This window comes from Prolixibacter sp. SD074 (genome assembly GCF_009617895.1).
In the GTDB taxonomy this organism is placed as follows: Bacteria; Bacteroidota; Bacteroidia; order Bacteroidales; family Prolixibacteraceae; genus Prolixibacter.
Genome location: NZ_BLAW01000001.1, coordinates 1,527,119 through 1,546,475, shown reverse-complemented (window position 1 = coordinate 1,546,475; position 19,357 = coordinate 1,527,119). Strand labels below are relative to the sequence as shown.

Genomic DNA, 19,357 nt, shown 5'->3' with positions numbered 1-19,357 from the left:
ACCATTTGGCCGGGGCCAAAATTGCCTTTCATTAATGCATGAGGATTGCATTCATAAATAGGAAAATTAAAAGTTTATGATCAAAAAGAAAAAGCCTGTGATTCTGTTTAAGTACGGCGGGAATGCTATGACCGATGACGAGCTGAAGAAACAGGTGCTTGAGCAGATGTGTTCGTTGACAAAAATGGGATATCATGTGGTCATAGTCCATGGCGGAGGGCCGTTTATAAAAGACATTCTGGGGAAAGTTGGCGTTGAATCGGAATTTATTGACGGCCACCGCAAAACGACACCTGAAGCCTTGAAATATGTGGAGATGGCGTTGAAAGGTGAAGTAAACGGTAGCCTGGTCAATCTGGTCAATCGTTTAGGATACAAAGCCGTTGGCCTTTCCGGGAAGGATGGAAAGATGGCAGTTGCCACTAAACGGCTTCACCGGAAAATGGTTGACGGAAAATGGACGGGTTTTGATCTGGGACAAGTTGGGGATGTGGAATATATCAACCCGCAATTGCCCGAATATTTACTGAGTGAAGGATACATTCCGGTGGTGACCTGTATTGCTTCGGATGAAAAAGGGAATGATTTCAATATCAACGCCGATATGTTCGCCGGTCATCTGGCCGGGGCGTTACATGCCAGGCAGTACATTGTCCTGACAGACGTGGACGGCTTGCGAATGGATAAAGACAAACCGGAAACGCTCATCGACAAATTGCATGTGGCGGAAATTCCATCGCTGGTTGAGGCTGGTGTTATTCAGGGAGGGATGCTTCCCAAAATGGATGCCTGTCGCATTGCTTTGGCTAACGGGGCCGACTCAGCCCGTATTATCAATGGGACCAAACCCGGGCAGATTTCAGACCTTATCGGGAAAACCCCGATTGGTACAACCATAATCAAATAATCATGACTTTAAAAAACAATCAGGCGTATCACGACGTCGATCAGAAGTATTATTTACAAACTTTCAGACGATATCCGATTGTTCTGGAAAAAGGAGAAGGATCAACCGTTTGGGACGTGGAAGGTAACCGCTATGTGGATGCTTTGGCAGGCATTGCGGTGAACAGCGTGGGGCATAATCATCCCAACGTGGTCAATGCCATTCGCGAACAGGCAGGTAAACTTATCCACATTTCCAATTTCTACCTGAGCCGGCCACAGGTGGAGCTTTCGCAGAAGCTGGTGGAAATGTCGGGACTTGACCGTGTTTTTTTCAGTAACAGCGGCGCCGAGTCGGTAGAAGGGGCGATTAAAATTGCACGAAAATATGCTCATAGCGAGGGACATGGCGGAACGGTCATTTCCATGAGCGGCTCTTTTCACGGCCGGACACTGGCTACGATTGCTACAGGAAAGAAAGCGATGCAGGAGGGATTCGAACCCATTCCGCAAGGTTTTGTGCAGGCAACTTTCGATGATATTGAATCGGTTAAGAGCCTGGTGGATAAGGAAACAGCTGCCGTTATTGTCGAACCCATTCAGGGCGAAGGCGGAATAAACGTGGCAGACAAGCAGTTTCTGAAAGATTTACGTACCTTATGTGACGAAAAGGACCTGGCACTCATCTTCGATGAGATTCAGTGTGGAATGGGAAGAACGGGCCATTGGTTCGCCAAAGACTATTTCGGCGTACAGCCCGATATTATAACACTCGCCAAAGGCCTTGGAGGGGGAGTTCCTGTAGGAGCGATTCTCTCGAATGAGAAAGTGAGCCAGGCCATCAACTTTGGTGATCATGGAACCACCTTTGGAGGAAACCCACTGGCTTGCGCGGCTGCGTTGGCCACCATTCAAACAATCGAAGAAGAGAACCTGTTGAAAGCAGCTGTTGAAAAAGGAAAGTGGCTGCGTGATAAACTTTCGGAATTGAACGAGCCGGCCATCAAGCAAATCAAAGGAAAAGGATTGATGATAGGCGTTGAATTCGATTTTGAAACCAAACCACTGGTGGCTGAAATGCTGAAGAACGGCGTGTTGGCCAATGCCACAGCCGGAAATATCCTGCGTTTGGTACCGCCGTTGAACATCAGTTATCCGGAGCTCGAAGAAGTGCTCAGGGTACTGAAGATTTCGTTACAAAACTTAAGAGAACATGGTTAAGAAACATAAGATAGGTATTATTGGAGCCACCGGATATACGGGCTCCGAACTCGTCCGCATTCTCGTCAACCATCCGGAGGTAGAGATTGCACTGATTACTTCCGAAAGCCGGGCCGGCGAAAAATTCTCTGACATTCATGCCTCCTTTCGGGGAATCGTAGACATCGTTCTTCAACCGGCTTCGCAGGTTGAAAAAACTGAGCTCGATCTGGTTTTTCTCGCATTGCCGCATGGCGTCTCCATGAATTTCGTTAAAAAATACCATCATCAACCGTTTAAGATTGTCGATCTGTCGGGAGATTTCCGGCTCGATTCACCGGAAATTTATCAACAGTGGTACCAAAAGGAACACATTTACAAAGAAGGTCTTGATAGAGCGGTCTTCGGTTTACCGGAATTGAACCGCGAAAATATTAAACAATCCGAATTGGTCGCTAATCCGGGATGTTTCCCCACAACTGCAATTTTGGGACTGGCGCCGCTGCTCAGCGAAGGCATGATTGAAAGCCGCGGGATTATTGTAGATTCCAAGACCGGCGTTACCGGAGCGGGCGTGAAGCCCAAAGAGGTGGCCCACTTTCCGACCGTGAACGATAATTTCAAGGCTTACGGCCTGAAAAAACACCGGCATACCATTGAAATTCAGGAGACACTGAATAAGCTCTCTTCCGATGAAGTAAATCTGCAATTTACGCCGCATTTGCTGCCCGTTGACCGGGGTATTCTGTCGACCATTTATGCTCGTCCTGTTAAAGAAGTGACGACCGCTGACCTGAATGCTCTTTACCTGCGTTATTACAAAGGCCATCCATTTGTACGCATCACCCTGGAAGCGCCGTCTATCAAAGATGTGCGGGCATCGAATTACTGCAATATTTTCATTACGTACGACGAACGGACCGGGAATATTATTGTGCTGAGCACTATTGATAATCTGGTTAAAGGTGCTGCTGGTCAGGCTATTCAGAACATGAATCTGATGCTGGGCCTTAACGAAACCGATGGTTTGAAACAAGCCCCGGTGAATCCATAAAACTAATATGCTATTCCGCTAATTGGAAGAGAAATTTAGAATGGCCTTCAAAAACTCTGAAAAAGTACTTTTAAAAATGGAGTCAAAACAACGAAACACGATGATTAAGAATATTACGAATGTAAGGGGAATCAAGTGTTGGGGGGCGCACATCGGTGTGAAGTCGATGCGTCGTGACCTGGCCCTTATTTATTCGGAGGTGCCTGCCAGTGCAGCTGCTCTATTTACGCAGAACCAGGTAGTTGCCGAGCCGATTAAGGTATCGCGCAGGCATATTGCTGACGGCAAGGCACAGGCTATTGTGGTCAATGCAGGAAATGCCAATGCCTGTACCGGCGCACAAGGCCTCGCAGGAGCCGAAGCCATGGCAGAAACCTATGCCAATGAGCTGGGGATTGACAAGGATTTGGTACTTGTTGCATCAACAGGAATTATTGGCGAACCTTTCCCTACTGATGACATTGTGGAAGGGATCAGGGAAAATGTAGACAAGCTGACGAATAAGTCGAATGCCGGGGCTTTTGTGGCCAATGCTATCCTGACAACAGATACCTTCGCCAAAGAGGGATTTATTGAATTCGATGTGAATGGATATGAAGTAAATCTGGGCGGCATTGCTAAAGGGTCGGGTATGATTCATCCGAACATGGGAACGATGCTCTCCTTTTTGGTAACTGATGTAGCTATTGAACCCAAGTTGCTGAAACGGTTGGTGAAAAAAGCAGTCGATCGATCTTTTAACATGATTACCGTTGATGGTGATACTTCGACCAATGATATGGTAGCAGTATTGGCAAACGGAATGGCCGGGAACGATGTCCTGATGAAGGAAAACGATCCGGGGTGTAAAGTATTTTATGAAAACCTGGAGAACATGATGATTCACCTGGCCAAGCTGATTGTTTCGGACGGTGAGGGTTCATCGAAATTTGTGCAGTACCAGGTTACACATGCTCCTGACGAATTAATTGCCCGAAAGTTGGTTCGGACAATTTCAGATTCATCGCTGGTGAAAACGGCAATGTTTGGTCGTGACCCGAATTGGGGACGTATTATTTGTGCAGCCGGAAATGCCGGTGTTCCATTCAATTACGAAAATGTGGACCTTTATCTGGGAGATGAAGAGACGCAAATTCAGGTGCTGGAGAAGGGAGTTCCGTTGGAATATGATCGGCATTTCATGAAGAAACTTCTTCGCGAATCGCACATTTACGTGAAGCTCGATTTAAATAACGGACGTGCTACAGCTACGGGTTGGGGAAGTGACTTGACGACTGACTATGTATTATTCAATTCGGTATATACTACCTGATTTGTATGGCAGTCCGATAAATTATAAATTTACTGCCCCCTGGTTTTCACGCCAGGGGGATTTTTTTGCACTTTGTTGTTTAGGTGGCCTGGACCTGAATGGTGAGCATTAATATCCCCAGAACCAGATAGACAATACTCATTAGTCTTGACAAGGATTTCTCGCTGATTTTACTGGCCTCTCGGGCGCAGAAGATACCGGTAAAAATAGCAGCCATGGCAATGGTTAGTCCGGCTGTGATATTCACGTTACCCATGCTGGCATGGCCAATAACTCCCGAGGCAGCGGTAAGCGACATAATCAAAATGGAAGTTCCTAGTGCTTTGTGAATTGGGAAGCGATTGACAAACAGAAGAATCAATAAAAGATTCGTTCCTCCTCCGGCACCCATAAAACCCGTTATAAACCCACTTCCTCCGGCAAGCACTGATGCTGAAATGCTGCGCCAGACCGGAATATCCGGAATTTTTGTATCCTGTCCGTCGCTGTCGTCACTGTGACGATCGCGGCGAATCCCGTTAATCCATATGACGATGGCCAATATGATAAGAATGGAAGCAAATGATGAACTTAATCCGTGGTCGGGAATTTTATCGGAGAAACGCGCACCTACCAGCGCCATAATAATGGACGCCAGTGCGACAAATCCACCGGATTTCATGTCGATGTTTCCATTCTTGTAAAATGTATACGCAATGGCGAGTGGAGTGAGCACATCCACCAGCAGGCTGGTACCAATGGCTTCGTGGATGGAAAATTTTAAAAGAAGGTGGATGAGGGGAACCACAACCATAACCCCGGAGGCTCCGGTGAGGCCGGTAACAAGTCCGGTAAAAATGCCGATGATGATCAGAAAAACAATATCCATCAGATACTTATAGGTCAAAGAGACATTGGTGCGCCCTGTAAACATAAGCATTCTGTCAGGTAAATAAAAATCGAAAGAGCTGGTTGATTCGTTAAATACTTGAGCCTTACCCGATGAATGCTTAAATTTGTCTAAAACGAAATAAGATGAAACTTCGGGAGTTAATCATGAGAAATCGCAGTTACAGGCGGTACGTCGAAGAGTTCCGGATTGACCGGAAGGTATTACTCGATTTGGTTGAGTTGACAAGGTATGCTGCATCAGGACAGAATGCGCAACCACTGAAATATAAACTGAGCTACGAACCTGAAATTAACGAAAAGGTATTTGAGCACCTGGCATGGGCCAATTACCTGACCGATTGGCCCGGGCCGGGAAAAGGTGAGCGCCCCTCTGCTTATATCCTTGTTTTGCTTGACCGGGAAATAGCGCAACAATGCTTTTGCGATGACGGCATTGCTATGCAGAACATTTTGCTTGGCGCTGTTGATAAAGGGTTGGGAGGATGTATTTTGCGGGCAGTGCATAAACCGGCTTTGCGCAAATTGTTTCAAATTTCCGAACGGTATGATATTATGGATGTGGTTGCGTTGGGAAAACCGGCCGAAGTGATACAGATTGAAGATTTGGGAGCCGACGGTGACTCGCGCTACTACCGTGATGAAGATAATGTCCATCATGTGCCCAAACGTAAACTGGCCGATCTTGTAATTGATTAGTGTGCTATGCGATAGCAAATTGCTATTTCAGCTTATCCTTGAAGACTTTTCGGAATTTCTCCAGTTTGGGTGTAACCACCAGACGGCAATACGGTTGGGTACTGTTGTTTTCGTAGTATTTCTGGTGGTAATCTTCTGCCGGATAAAAAACTTCAAATTTTGTAATTTCCGTCACAATCGGGTTATCCCAAATGCCTGCACTATTAAGTTTTTTCTTGTAGCCTTCAGCGAACTCCTTTTGTTTTTCGTTGTGATAGAAAATCACGGAGCGATATTGCGTCCCTACATCATGTCCCTGACGGTTCAACGTAGTCGGATCATGCGTTTGCCAGAATACTTTAAGTAATTCCGGATACGAAATGACTTTGGGGTTGTAAATAACCTGGATGCACTCGGCATGTCCGGTCTTTCCGGTACAAACTTCCCGGTAGGATGGATTTTTTACAGTACCGCCCGAGTAACCGGAAATGGCTTCCTTTACTCCTTTTAATTCACTAAAGATAGCTTCGGTACACCAGAAACAACCCGTACCGAAAGTTGCTGTATCGTATTTGGCTTTTTCATTCATATTTGGTGCTTTCTGTTGGGCATGTCCATCTTGATTTCCATTTTTGGGAAATGAAAACGACGCAATGATTCCCGCTAAAAGAATAAAGGGGATGAATAATACATGCCGGGATGCTTTCATACCTGTTTTGTACGCTGTTTTAGCTCGAAAGTTTCCGGTTGCTGTTGTGAAAGTAAGCATCCAGAATGGCCAGGTAGCGCTGTTTCTCCTCCGGAAGCAGGAAGGCAGACTCGAACGAATTTCGTGCCAACCGGTACAAATGATCTTTATTTAATTCGAGTGCTTTGGTAACGGCCAGGTAATTTTCGTTGACATAGCCTCCAAAATAAGCGGGATCATCGGAATTAATGGTCACTTTCAACCCTTTGTCAAGCATGATTTTCAAAGGATGTTCCCACATATCTTTTATCACTTGCAGTTTTAGATTTGACAGTGGGCAGATGGTGAGCGGGACCTGTTCATCTGACAGCAAAGCGACCAAATCGTTATCCTCCAGGCTACGGTTTCCATGGTCGATACGAGATACACTCAGGGCTTGAAGGGCGCCCCATACATATTCCGAAGGGCCTTCCTCACCGGCATGGGCAACCGTTAGAAATCCCATTTCGCGGGCTTTATCAAATACTCGTTCGAATTTTCCGGGCGGATTGCCTTTCTCAGATGAATCGAGCCCAACAGCTACAATTTTTTCACGGTAGGGCAGCGCTTCATTTAATGTTTCAAAAGCAGACTCTTCAGAAAGATGGCGCAGAAAACTCATGATTAACTTGGAGGAAACCCCGAGCTCTTTTCTTCCATCGTTCAACGCATCGACAATTCCCTCGACAACCAACTGAAAAGGTACTCCACGGGAAGTATGCGTTTGGGGATCGAAAAATATCTCGGCATGTAATATTTTATTTTCATGGGCCTTTTTTAGGTATGCCCAGGTCAGGTCGTAAAAATCCTGACGGGTTTGCAGCACATTGGCTCCGGCGTAATAAATATCAAGAAAATCCTGCAGCTTGCTAAATTGATATGCATTGCGTAAGTCTTCAACTGAGGCGTAAGGTATGTTCACATGGTTACGCTCAGCAATTTCAAACATGAGTTCAGGCTCAAAGCTACCCTCAATGTGCAGGTGCAGCTCGGCTTTAGGGAGATTTTTAATAAACTGTTCCATTCGTAAAATTAACGATTCTTGACTAACTCGGCCTGGTTGGTCATTCATCATAACGCATAACCGGGCAAGAGGTTTCATTCGTGCGTCAGGAAAATGTCGAAATAGAAGCTATTTGCTTCACCTTTTGCTTGTTCTCATTGACTTTGTTGAATGCTTGTCGTAAATTTGAGAACTGCCAAACAAAACCAATATTGTTAATTAGCGTTCTTTCGTATAAACCAGATTAAATGTGTTGGAGCGGTTCCCTTTCTCTTTTTGGGGGGAAGAGTATTTTCAGGTAACCAGTGTGTTGCCCCTGTAATATGTGATAAACGAACGATTACTTGCGATGAAACGATTGAAATATCAATTTACGTTGGATGATATGCCCCGGGTAGCTGAGTATATTTATCAGACTTTTCAACGGGATCATGATGAATTTGAGCGCTATTCTCCCGATTTTAATCAGGAATTTGAGGAGGCACTGGAAGAACGGATAAATGCTATTCGCGAACTTCCTAATCTGGATTTTCTGGATGAAAAAGTTGCCGGGAAGCAGAAAAAGTTGCTGATTATGACCAGTCACCTGCGCCCGTTGCTTAACATTACTGAGCTTTATTTTAAGACGGCTAAAGATGATGCTCTTGAACAAAGTGTTGATTTAGACGATATTAATTCATTGCGGACCATATTGGTTGAAAAACGCATTTGGGAAATTCAGTCCGGAATATCCAGGTTGCTGAAATATATTAATCAGCATTTGCCGGAACTGGAAGAACGTGGTTTTCCGTCCGGGATAATAGATGATTTTCGGTTGTTGTCGAAAAATCTTCAACGAATGGAGATCGATTTGGCTGAAACAATACACGAAAAAGAGGTCGTTACTCATGAAAACGTTCAGGCAATGAATAATTTGTGGGAAGCGCTGGAAGATATCTGGACGGCTTGTCCGGAAGTGTTCGCCGCAACCCATCAGGAGAAAGTGAAAGATTATTCACCGGAAGAGATTAAGCGTCATATTCATCCTAAGCCTTCACGAAGGGTTATACATAAATGATAATTGAATATCTGGAAAAAATTTGAGGTTGCCCGAAAAAGGCAGCCTCAGTTGCTATACGTTTAGCTCTTCTCCTTCCGATTTGGCAATAATAACGGCACCGCAGGAATCACTCCACACGTTGGTGGCTGTCCGGAACATGTCGAGTATCCGGTCGACCGGAAGCACCAGGGCAATTAGTTCGAAAGGCAATCCCAGTACATTCAGCAAAATGGTAATGATAACGAGGCTTCCCATTGGAATGGCCGCTGTACCAATACTGGCCAGCAACGCGGTGATTAGGATAATGAATTGTTCTTTTAAGTCCATCGTAACTCCCTGTGCCTGTGCGATAAACATCACAACGGCAGCGATGTAAATAGCCGTGCCATCCATGTTGACTGTAGCGCCAATCGGCAAAGTGAAGTTGGTTATTTTTTCCGAAACGCCCGAATTTTCATGGGTGTCATTCATATTCAAGGGCAATGCAGCTGCCGATGAGGCTGTGGAAAAAGCCGTCAACAACGGTGTAGCTACGTTTTTCATATGCTTGAATGGCTTGGCCTTTCCCACAAATTTGACCAGCAGGGGTAAAGTGATGAAAGCATGAATGAATAATGCTACCAGGACGGTTAGCATAAATGCGCCCAGACGGTAAACCAGATTACCAAAATCTTGCTGCTCAGCCACCACTTTCACAATCAATCCAAATACTCCGTAAGGTGCCAGCTTAATGATGAACATGGTAATTTTCATGAACAACTCGAAGCTGGAAGTAAATAGATCGACTAATAACTTACGATGCTGGCTATTCAGTCTGGACAGAAATATTCCGATGATAATAGCGACAAAAATGATGGATAACAACTCGTTGTCAACCATTGCTTTGAAGATATTGTCCGGAACAATGTCGATGAGGGTTTCGCTGAAACTTTTGTGCTGAACCTGCAGCTTGTCAACATTCTCAATCGCTGTAATATCGACGCCGATACCCGGTTTAACCAGATTGGCCAAAACCAGCCCGGTGGTAATCGACAACAGGCTGGTTACAACGTAGTAAGCTATGGTTTTTAACCCGAGAAGACCAAAATTCCCGTGCCCGCCAATGCTGGATATTCCCGAAATAATGGAAGTGAGAATCAGAGGGATGACAATCATTTTCAGTAACCTGAGAAAAATATCACCCATCCAGCTCACATAAGGGACTACAGGTTTGAAAAATATACCAACGACAACAGCGAGTACAAGAGCAATCAGAATTTGCCAGTGAAGATCTATCTTTATTTTTTTCATAAGCATACGGGTTATGCACAGCGAAAGGCTTTGGCACCGAATATAGCGAGAATTACAGGATCAGCAAAAAAACGTGAATTGTAGATAGGGAGATTGTGTTTGGTTATAACTTGTAACGAATGGGTTAAATCCACTTTTTCTTTTTGAAGTACCAGATGAGGATAAGAACAAGAGTGATCATGATTCCCCACAAAATGAAATAGGCGTACTTCCAGTGAAGTTCTGGCATGTTTTCGAAATTCATTCCGTACACGCCTACTATAAATGTGAGTGGAATAAAAATGGTGCCAATGATGGTGAGTACCTGCATCACTTTATTCATCCGGAAGCTGATGCTTGACAGGTACAAATCTTTCAGCCCGGAAACTACTTCCCGGTATGATTCAACGGTTTCGATGATTTGAATGATGTGCTCATAAATATCGGTGAAATATTTGCGGGTTTTATCTTCAATTAATTCAATATCATCGTTCTCCAGTTTTCGCATTGCTTCGCGAATCGGGTAAGTTATTTTCCGAAGCTGAAGTAAATCCCCTTTTATGCGGTGAATTTCCTGAAGTGCTTCTTCGCCGGGATGATTAAAAATCCAGTCTTCCAGTTTCTCCAAATCATTCCCAATATTTTCGATAATGGTAAAATAATTATCGACGACCACATCGGTTAGTGCATAAAAAAGGTAATCAGCTCCCCGCGAGCGAATGGTTCCTTTGGATGAAGAGAGCCGATTTATAACAGGTTCGAATACAGTATCGGGCTTTTCCTTAAAGCTAATAATATAATTTTTTCCCAGGATGAGGCTGATTTGTTCAGTTATCAGATTGCCTGTTTGTTCCTCGTAACTAAGCATTTTCAAACTCAGCATCACATAATCATCCTCGTCTTCCACTTTTGGACGTAAATCCGTATTCAGGATATCTTCCATTAAAAGAGGGTGTATCTCATAGTGGCTACCCAATTTTTCCATCAGTTCCACATCGTGTAGCTTGTCGATGTTGATCCAACTTACCGGATTGGCCTCTTTTCGCCTGAGTGCATCCTGCAGGGTGGCGTTGGTATTGACTTCAAACTTTGAAGCATCGTAATCGATGATGGTTAATTCAGGGGCTTCTTCGTGTTTGTCGCCAATGAAAACCATGCTGCCGGGTGGCAGGCCGGTTTTTTGAGATACTTTCTTTTTCCGGGTATTGCGCCTTTTGATGTGTGGATTTTTCATACGCGTCGGCTCTTAAACCTGTGTCGATGTCAGAAACAATGAATTATCGAAATGGTTTAACTGCTTATGCCTGCAAATGAGCTCGGTGGTGTTTGCTTGCACTTGCATGAAAGAATTTTGCCTGGAATAAATGCAAATCAGCAAGGCGGTTTTTAGCGATGAACTATTTGTTTGAGCTACAGGAATTTCAAAATGTAAGTTATTAATTTTTTATTAACTGTGTTTGTTTTCAGTTGTTTGGCATGAAAAATTTATATATTTTATTTCTACTAAAACCGGACTTTAACTTTAAACTGTGATGAAGCCGGTTCGATTCGGCTCTCGCAACCAGAGGTTGCTTGTATGTTTGATTCCTTTTTCGGACGCTAAACTTAATAGCGGCCAGTTGAAAAAGATGAAAGCTTCTTCAAATCAGTCGAATAATTGTTTGTGAAATTAGCCTAACAGATGTTCCTATGCTTGATAGAATTATTGAATTTTCCATCAGGAACAAGTTGGTCATCGGATTATTGACCCTTGCCCTGATTGGATTGGGGATTTTCAACTTTACCAGGTTACCCATAGACGCCGTCCCTGATATCACCAATAACCAGGTGCAGGTTACAACAGTATCTCCTTCGCTGGCTCCGCAGGAAGTTGAACAGTTCATCACTTTTCCCATCGAGGTGGTGATGGCCAACATTCAGGGAGTGAAAGAGATTCGATCCATTTCGCGGTTTGGCCTTTCGGTGGTCACCATTGTGTTCGAAGACCGGATAGATACCCATATTGCCAGGCAGATGGTGAGTGAGCAGATTAAGAGGGCGGAGCAGGATATTCCGGCCGGTTATGGTACGCCTGAAATGATGCCAATTACTACTGGTCTCGGCGAGATCTTTCAGTATGTTTTGGTTCCTGAAAAGGGGTATGAAAAGGCATTCAATCCGATGAAGATCCGCACGGTTCAGGATTGGATCGTCAAGCGGCAATTGTCCGGAATTCCTGGTATTGTCGAAATCAGCAGTTTCGGGGGAGAGGTAAAACAGTACGAAGTAGCGGTAAAGCCCCGTGACCTAGTGGGAATGAATGTGACCATCACCGAGATTTACAATGCGCTGGTACGGAACAATGAGAATACGGGGGGCAGTTACATCGAAAAAGGCCCTCACCGGTATTATATAAGGGCAGAGGGATTGGTTCGTGATGAAAAGGACATCGGGAATATTCTCATTAAGAATGTAAATGGCTACCCACTGTTTATTAAAGATGTTGCTGTTGTGAAGCTTTCGTCTCCGCCACGTTTTGGAGCCATGACCAAGGATGGTAAAGGAGAAACGGTGGGAGGAATCACGCTCATGCTCAAAGGAGCTAATACTTCTCAGGTAATCAAAGAGGTAAGAAAACGGATTGATCTGGTTCAAAAAAGTCTTCCCGAAGGTTTAATAATCGAGCCATACCTCGACCGTTCGCAGTTTATCGCCAAAACAATTAATACCGTTAAACAAAACCTGCTGGAAGGAGGTATCATAGTTATCTTCATCCTGATTTTATTGCTCGGGAATTATCGGTCCGGGCTTATTGTTGCGTCGGTTATTCCACTTTCGATGCTGTTTGCCTTCATCATGATGAATATTTTCGGGGTTACGGCAAACCTTATGAGTTTGGGCGCCATCGACTTCGGTTTGATTGTCGACGGTGCCGTCATTGTGGTGGAGGGAATTGTCTACCTTTTACATCAGCGGTTTAACGGCAAAATACTTAAGGCCGCCGAAATGGATGACACTGTTTCGACGGCCACACACCGGGTTGGTCGCTCTGCGGCATTTGGCGTCATTATCATCCTGATAGTTTACTTGCCAATTTTGGCTTTTACCGGCATTGAGGGAAAGAACTTTAAGCCGATGGCACAAACTGTCAGTTTTGCATTGCTGGGCGCATTGATATTGTCTTTGACCTATGTGCCGATGATTAGCGCTGTTTTTCTTTCCCGGAAGGTAAAAGAAGGACATAGCCTGGCGGACCGGATCATTGATTTTCTGAGCCGGTCACATCGGCCGGTTCTAAAATGGGCGCTGAGGCACAAATTTATGGTTTTGCTCGTTACCATCGTGTTGTTTGTGGCGACTATGTTCTCATTCTCGCGGTTGGGTGGTGAGTTTATGCCAACGCTGGAAGAGGGTGATTTGGCTTGTCAGATGACTATTGCTCCGGGGGCGTCGTTAGGGCAGAGTATCAAAACCACTACGCAGGTCGAAAAAATTCTCATGAAACAGTTTCCCGAAGTAAAAACGGTGGTCTCGAAAATCGGAACTGCAGAGATTCCGACTGACCCGATGGCTGTGGAAGATGCGGATATCATGATTATCATGAAGGATAAGAAAGAGTGGGTGAGTGCAGATAACCGGGAGGAGCTGGTCGCCAAAATGAAAAAGGCACTGGACGTAATTCCGGGGGCATCATTCGATTTTTCACAACCCATTCAGTTACGTTTTAACGAGTTGATGACAGGTGTGAAAGCGGATGTGGCCGTTAAGATCTACGGCGAAGATATGAACCTGCTTTTCGAGAAAGCGAACGAAGCTGCTACAATTATTCAGGGAGTTCAGGGGGCAGGTGATGTTCGAGTAGAGCAGGTTACGGGGCTTCCGCAGATGATGGTCCGTTTTGATCGGGATAAACTGGCTCATTATAACCTCGATATTACAGATGTCAACAATGTCATTCGGACAGGATTTGCGGGTGAGAAGGCCGGTCTGGTGTTCGAAGGTGAACGACGGTTTGATTTGGTTATACGATTGGATGAAGCTTACCGGAAAGATATCCGGGCTTTGGAGCGGTTGCGCATTAATAAACCGGATGGCAAACTGATATTGTTGAACCAGGTGGCCACGGTGACCATGGAGAATGGTCCGATGCAGATTAGCCGCGACAATACTCACAGGCGCATTGTCATCGGTATCAATGTTAGAAACCGCGACGTGGAATCGTTTGTCAACGATATCAACAATAAGCTGCAGTCTGAAGTAAAATTACCTCCGGGTTATTATTTCAGTTACGGTGGGCAGTTCGAAAATTTGCAATCGGCCAAGAAGAGCTCATCCATTGCAGTTCCGGTTGCGCTCGTGCTGATTTTCATTATGCTCTATTTCGCATTCAGCTCATTGAAACAGGCTACCATGATTTTTACGGCTATTCCATTGGCTGTCATGGGAGGTGTTTGGACGTTATTTATGCGAGGTATGCCTTTCAGTATCTCAGCTGGTGTTGGTTTTATTGCCCTGTTCGGCATTGTGGTGTTGAACGGTATCGTGTTGATATCCTACTATAACCAATTAGAACAGGAGGGAGTAGCTGATATTTATGAGCGGGTGTTGAAAGGGACCAGTATGCGTTTACGCCCGGTGCTGCTGACGGCTTCGACTGATGCATTAGGTTTCTTACCGATGGCCGTTTCGACGGCAGCCGGGGCCGAGGTGCAGCGTCCACTGGCGACGGTAGTTATCGGTGGTTTGATAACTTCTACATTCCTCACATTGGTCGTTCTGCCGGTTATCTATTACCTGTTTCATTCGGGCGAATGGAAGAATCTTTTTAAATGGAAAAAGAAACCGGTGGCTACGGCCGTTCTGTTGCTGTTACTTTTCCCGGTAGGTAAAAGCTGGGCGCAGGGACCGGCCAGGACCGTTACGCTAGGCCAGGCAGTGGAGATGGTGCTGAATAATAACCTTTCGGTGAAAGCCCGTTCGTTGATGGTGGAACGGGAACAGGCTTTGAAGAAATCTTCTTTCTCTCTGGATCCGGTTATGCTGCAGTATGATAAAGGAAAGATAAATACCAATTATAACGACTACAATTTTCAGGTGCGGCAGCGATTTGAATTTCCAACGATGTACGGAGCTAATGCCCGCCTGGCAAATGAAAATATCCGGCAAAGTGAACTGGCGCTCGGAAAAGAAAAATCGATGCTGACAACACAGGTGAAGATGCTGTACTCCCGCAGCCAGATTGCAGGTGAGAAACTTCGGTTGCTTCGCCGGCGCGACAGCTTGTTTGGGGCGATGGAGAAGGCCGCTGACAGGCAATTGGAAAGTGGTGCCATTGGGCTGAGCGAGTATAACCTGTTAAAAGCCGAGGCATTGCGATACCGGCAGGAGCTGTTGACTGGCCAAGCAGCTTTTGAGACACACTTGGGGCAACTGCAGGTTTTCCTGTATTCAGAAGAACGAATCATGCCTGTATCTGGCGAATTGGAACATTTTCAACCGGTCCGTTTATTACCTGATACAACATCGAATTCATGGGATTACCGGATGATGCTGCAAGATGTGGCCCGGAAAAATGCGGAAGTCAAACTTTCGCGAAACAATTGGGCGCCGGCTTTTTCTGTCGGATATTTCGATCAGAGTTTCGATGGAAACAAAGGATATGACGGCTGGAGTGTTGGCCTCGAGATTCCGATCTGGTTCTGGTCGCAAACATCAAAAACCAAAGCGCTGAAACTGGAGCGTGAATCGTTGACTTATCAGGCAGCTCAGCAGCAGCAACAGGATTGGGCGCTTCAGAAACAATTGATCATGCAGCAGCAACAATTATCCAAAAGCCTGGATATGTATGAATCAGAAATTGTTCCCCGAGCCAGGGAACTGCTAAAGGCTGCGATAAAAAGCCGTGAAGTGGGACAAACCGACTATATCGGATTTTCGCGAATGGCAGGCGAGGCGTTTCTGTCCCGGTTCAATTACCTCGATATCCTTCAGCAATATAATGAGACAGTTTTGCAATTGAATTTAGTAATGGGTTCCCCGGAAACAAAATAACCATGAGAAATCAACTTTTTATCATCCTTGCCGCAGTCGTGCTGATTTTTACAGCCTGCGGCCCAAATAAAAACAGTAACAACGAGGAAGCCGGAGCTTCCGGACAGTTACAACTTAGCCGAGAACAAATTGCCCATACCAATATTGCTTTCGGGCTACCGATGGAGAAAAATATGTCGGACGAAATACCGGCGAGAGGGGTGGTGGCGTTGCCACCGGATGGGCAAGCGCTTGTCAATTCTTTCTCATCATGCATTGTGAAACGGGTTTTTGTGCATATGGGGCAGAAGGTTAGTCGTGGACAAGTTATGGCGATGCTAACCGGACCGGAATTGATTATGATGCAGGAGAATTACCTCAAAAGTGTATACACGCTGGAAATGCTTGAGAAAGATTACCAACGCCTTCAGCAACTTGAAGGGGATAATATTTCTTCGCGGAAGCAAATTGAACAGGCGAAGGCTGCTTACTTATCCGAAAAAGCAGGTGTGCAATCACTACGTGAAAGATTGCGGCTGCAACACATCAATATTGACAAGCTAATGAGTGATGGCATTCAGAGTGAAATTCCGGTCATCTGTCCTATTGATGGAATGGTCAACAAGATTAATTTCTCAATAGGCCAGATTCTTTCTCCTGATCAGGTACTTTTCGAAGTGCTGGATTTAAGCCGGTTGGTATTGAAAATTTCCGTTCTGGAACGCGATATTCCCCATATTTCAGTGGGTCAACATGTCATGTTCATTCCTTCCAATTTGGGTGATAAGCCTTATCCCGCCAAAGTAGTGGCTATTGGTGGTAAGGTGGAAGAAACCGCTAAAGTGGTTAGTGTGCTCCTGAAGCCAGACGAGATGCCGAAGAAACTTATGCCGGGCATGTTTGTCGCTGCCATGATTCGGGTGGATGCCCATATGGCACAATGTGTACCTGAAGCTTCGCTGATTTATGATGAAAATAATAATTCCATCCTGTTTTATACAGAAGATGATCCGGAAAAGTCTGGGAGCGTTACTTTTCGGCACCTTAAAGTGGAACCCGGATACCGGAATAACGGTTTTGCTGAGGTTAGCGGCCTTAATCAATTACCTGCTAATGCGCACGTAGTTTTCGATGGTGGGTATTATCTCTATTCTGAACTGTTGAAAATGAAGGAATAAATCATCGAAAATCTTTTGATTTTCATGTTGGTGGGAATTTTTGTTAAAAAAAATAATTGTCAGTAGCATTAAAATTGCCCGGGAGATTTGATTTCCCGGGTATTATTTTGCTATTTTGAGATGATTTTTAAGACATTGAGGCCTTATCTGCCAAAACATTCCTGGCATGATATATGTACTAATGTAGATATATAAAACAATAAAGGAAGCGATTTAGGCGTTTCTGAATCAGAAGGTAAGATAATAAGTTTGAAGTATTATGAAGAAAATTTTTGTAATCGTAGCGTTGGTTGCCTTTGTTGCTCAGGGAGTGATGGCAGCTGCACCCGGTAATGGGGACGCAGATGTTCAGCCGGTTAAGCTGACAAAAGCCATGTTCCTGGAGAAGGTGATGAATTATGAGAAAAATCCGAATGAATGGAAATACGAAGGAAGTAAGCCATGTATCATCGATTTTTATGCCGATTGGTGTGGACCATGTAAACAGGCTTCTCCAATTCTGGATGAACTGGCCCAAAAGTATGCAGGCAAGGTGCAGTTTTACAAAGTGGATACACAGGTAGAGCAAGAGTTGGCTGCAGTTTTTGGTATTCGCGGCATTCCCGCTTTTTTATGGGTTCCTATGGACGGCAAACCGACTATGACGAGTGGTATTGCGCGAAGCAAAGAGGAAACCAAGGCTATGTTCGAAAAATTAATCAACCAGGTTTTGTTAGGCAATAAACCAGCTGAATGACGGAATTGAATATACTTAAAAAGAAGAGGCTTTCCTTATCGGGAAGCCTCTTCTTTTATCATGGTATTGAATTTTCTCAGATTTCAATGACTAAAATGGTATCGTACGTTTTTCGCTTGTTTTGCGGAATATTGATGGTTGTACCGAATTTGTTTTGCTGAAAATCGATCGGAGTTTTGTTGTCATACAAACAGGCCTTTTTCACTTTCTTACCAAAATCAGGTAGAAGCAGATTTTCATCGGCCAGATCAAGGACGTGCACATAAATTTTGTTTCCCTTTATGGTTGTAACGCCCCAGCTATGCGGAGAAACAGGGCCGCCCCTGGTACCATAAACGGTCTCACCATATTGATCCATCCATTTTCCGATTTCACCAAGTGTTTTAATAAACTCCGGCTGTATCTTCCCGTTAGGCATAGGACCAACATTTAACAGGAAGTTGGAGTTGTAACCCGCGGCTTTTACCAGGTAATGAACGAGGTCTTTTGTGGATTTGTAATTATTGTCTTGTAAGTTAAAGCCCCACGAATGGTTCATTGTTTCGCAGGTTTCCAAAGGAAGCTGGCCAATTTCTGATTCACCGCTAAAACCAGTCGTGTTGTGTCCGGGCAGGTCTTTTTCGAACATCTGGAAATCTTCTCCCGGTTTGGGTGCCTGGTGATGGTTGCTTCCAATAAGGCACGACGGTTGCAGATTGTGAATGAGGCTGTATGTTTTGTCGGGCCGCCAGTCAGCATCTTTTTTGTCCCACCGGCCATCGAACCAAATACCGGCAATGTCACCGTAATTCGTTAGCAATTCGGTTAGCTGGCCATCCATGTAGTCGAGGTAGGCGTACCAGTCTCCTTTTTCCGGCCGGCCGGAATAATGACCCGTATTACCTCGCGGATAGTAGTTGTTTTGATACCAGTCGAGTTGGGAATAGTAGAAAAAGAGCTTAATGCCCTGTTTATGACATTCATCTGCCAGCTGCTTCAGGACATCCTTCCCGTAAGGTGTTCTGTCCACAATGTTCCAGTCGGTCAGCTTCGTATCCCACATGCAAAAGCCGTCGTGATGTTTGGAGGTAATGGTGATGTACTTCATTCCGGCCTCTTTCGCTGTTTTCACCCACTCGGCGGCATTAAATTCAATGGGATTGAAAAAAGCCGGAAGCTTCTCGTAGTTTTTCTTATTGATATGCTGGTTGTTCATAACCCATTCGCCATCGCCCAACACCGAGTAAAGGCCCCAATGGATGAACATACCGAATTTGGCATCCTGAAACCATTGTCGGGCTTCCAGGTTGCCAGGCGTGGGTTGATAATTTTTCTGTGCCATAGCGAGCGATGAAAATAATGATAACAGAACAAAGCCTGCAATTTTTCTGAAATGCATG

15 protein-coding genes are annotated in these 19,357 nt (G+C 44.9%); 9 read left to right on the top strand and 6 right to left on the bottom strand.

All coding sequences use genetic code 11. The features are described 5' to 3' along the window. The first annotated feature begins 76 nt into the window (after positions 1-76). The 4 genes from argB (at position 77) to argJ (ending at position 4,451) form a co-directional block, all read left to right on the top strand. On the top strand, positions 77-907 hold the full coding sequence (argB, locus tag GJU82_RS06820) for an acetylglutamate kinase (protein WP_153631460.1): 831 nt from the start codon (positions 77-79) through the stop codon (positions 905-907). 2 nt (positions 908-909) lie between these two features. After that, positions 910-2,106, top strand: a complete 1,197-nt coding sequence (locus GJU82_RS06815) for an aspartate aminotransferase family protein (RefSeq protein ID WP_153631459.1) — start codon at positions 910-912, stop codon at positions 2,104-2,106. Then, positions 2,099-3,139 carry an N-acetyl-gamma-glutamyl-phosphate reductase gene (gene argC / locus GJU82_RS06810; RefSeq protein ID WP_153631458.1) on the top strand — a complete coding sequence of 347 codons (1,041 nt, stop codon included), beginning with the start codon at positions 2,099-2,101 and terminating at the stop codon, positions 3,137-3,139. Before GJU82_RS06815 ends, argC begins: the two co-directional genes overlap by 8 nt. A gap of 100 nt (positions 3,140-3,239) precedes the next feature. After that, positions 3,240-4,451 carry a bifunctional glutamate N-acetyltransferase/amino-acid acetyltransferase ArgJ gene (gene argJ, locus GJU82_RS06805; protein ID WP_153631457.1) on the top strand — a complete coding sequence of 404 codons (1,212 nt, stop codon included), beginning with the start codon at positions 3,240-3,242 and terminating at the stop codon, positions 4,449-4,451. 79 nt (positions 4,452-4,530) lie between these two features. Here argJ and GJU82_RS06800 read toward each other — a convergent pair whose 3' ends face one another. Then, positions 4,531-5,370 carry a sulfite exporter TauE/SafE family protein gene (locus GJU82_RS06800; protein WP_153631456.1) on the bottom strand — a complete coding sequence of 280 codons (840 nt, stop codon included), beginning with the start codon at positions 5,368-5,370 and terminating at the stop codon, positions 4,531-4,533. Positions 5,371-5,486: 116 nt separating this feature from the next. Between GJU82_RS06800 and GJU82_RS06795 the strand changes: the two genes are divergently transcribed. Then, positions 5,487-6,038, top strand: a complete 552-nt coding sequence (locus tag GJU82_RS06795; RefSeq protein ID WP_228488604.1) for a nitroreductase family protein — start codon at positions 5,487-5,489, stop codon at positions 6,036-6,038. Between the two features lie 22 nt (positions 6,039-6,060). Here GJU82_RS06795 and msrA read toward each other — a convergent pair whose 3' ends face one another. Further along, positions 6,061-6,606, bottom strand: coding sequence for a peptide-methionine (S)-S-oxide reductase MsrA (msrA, locus tag GJU82_RS06790; protein WP_228488603.1), 546 nt, complete (start codon positions 6,604-6,606; stop codon positions 6,061-6,063). 139 nt (positions 6,607-6,745) lie between these two features. Beyond that, the gene (locus GJU82_RS06785) at positions 6,746-7,768 is read right to left on the bottom strand and encodes an adenosine deaminase (protein ID WP_228488602.1); all 1,023 of its coding nucleotides are present in this window, start codon (positions 7,766-7,768) and stop codon (positions 6,746-6,748) included. A 328-nt stretch (positions 7,769-8,096) separates the two neighbouring features. Between GJU82_RS06785 and GJU82_RS06780 the strand changes: the two genes are divergently transcribed. After that, positions 8,097-8,804, top strand: coding sequence for a hypothetical protein (locus tag GJU82_RS06780; protein WP_153631453.1), 708 nt, complete (start codon positions 8,097-8,099; stop codon positions 8,802-8,804). A gap of 54 nt (positions 8,805-8,858) precedes the next feature. Here the strand turns inward: GJU82_RS06780 and GJU82_RS06775 are convergent, their stop codons facing one another. Both GJU82_RS06775 and corA read right to left on the bottom strand, forming a co-directional pair. Beyond that, positions 8,859-10,076 carry a dicarboxylate/amino acid:cation symporter gene (locus tag GJU82_RS06775; protein ID WP_153631452.1) on the bottom strand — a complete coding sequence of 406 codons (1,218 nt, stop codon included), beginning with the start codon at positions 10,074-10,076 and terminating at the stop codon, positions 8,859-8,861. A 124-nt stretch (positions 10,077-10,200) separates the two neighbouring features. Further along, on the bottom strand, positions 10,201-11,289 hold the full coding sequence (corA, locus tag GJU82_RS06770; RefSeq protein ID WP_153631451.1) for a magnesium/cobalt transporter CorA: 1,089 nt from the start codon (positions 11,287-11,289) through the stop codon (positions 10,201-10,203). 455 nt (positions 11,290-11,744) lie between these two features. On the opposite strand from corA, the gene GJU82_RS06765 reads away from it, so the two are divergent. From GJU82_RS06765 to GJU82_RS06755, 3 genes are all read left to right on the top strand, one after another. Then, on the top strand, positions 11,745-16,085 hold the full coding sequence (locus GJU82_RS06765; protein ID WP_153631450.1) for a CusA/CzcA family heavy metal efflux RND transporter: 4,341 nt from the start codon (positions 11,745-11,747) through the stop codon (positions 16,083-16,085). Between the two features lie 2 nt (positions 16,086-16,087). Beyond that, the gene (locus GJU82_RS06760; RefSeq protein ID WP_153631449.1) at positions 16,088-17,242 is read left to right on the top strand and encodes an efflux RND transporter periplasmic adaptor subunit; all 1,155 of its coding nucleotides are present in this window, start codon (positions 16,088-16,090) and stop codon (positions 17,240-17,242) included. Positions 17,243-17,501: 259 nt separating this feature from the next. Beyond that, complete coding sequence (locus tag GJU82_RS06755) at positions 17,502-17,978, top strand: co-chaperone YbbN (protein WP_153631448.1); 477 nt, start codon at positions 17,502-17,504, stop codon at positions 17,976-17,978. A gap of 76 nt (positions 17,979-18,054) precedes the next feature. Here the strand turns inward: GJU82_RS06755 and GJU82_RS06750 are convergent, their stop codons facing one another. After that, complete coding sequence (locus tag GJU82_RS06750; protein ID WP_153631447.1) at positions 18,055-19,356, bottom strand: alpha-L-fucosidase; 1,302 nt, start codon at positions 19,354-19,356, stop codon at positions 18,055-18,057. Position 19,357 lies beyond the last annotated feature (1 nt).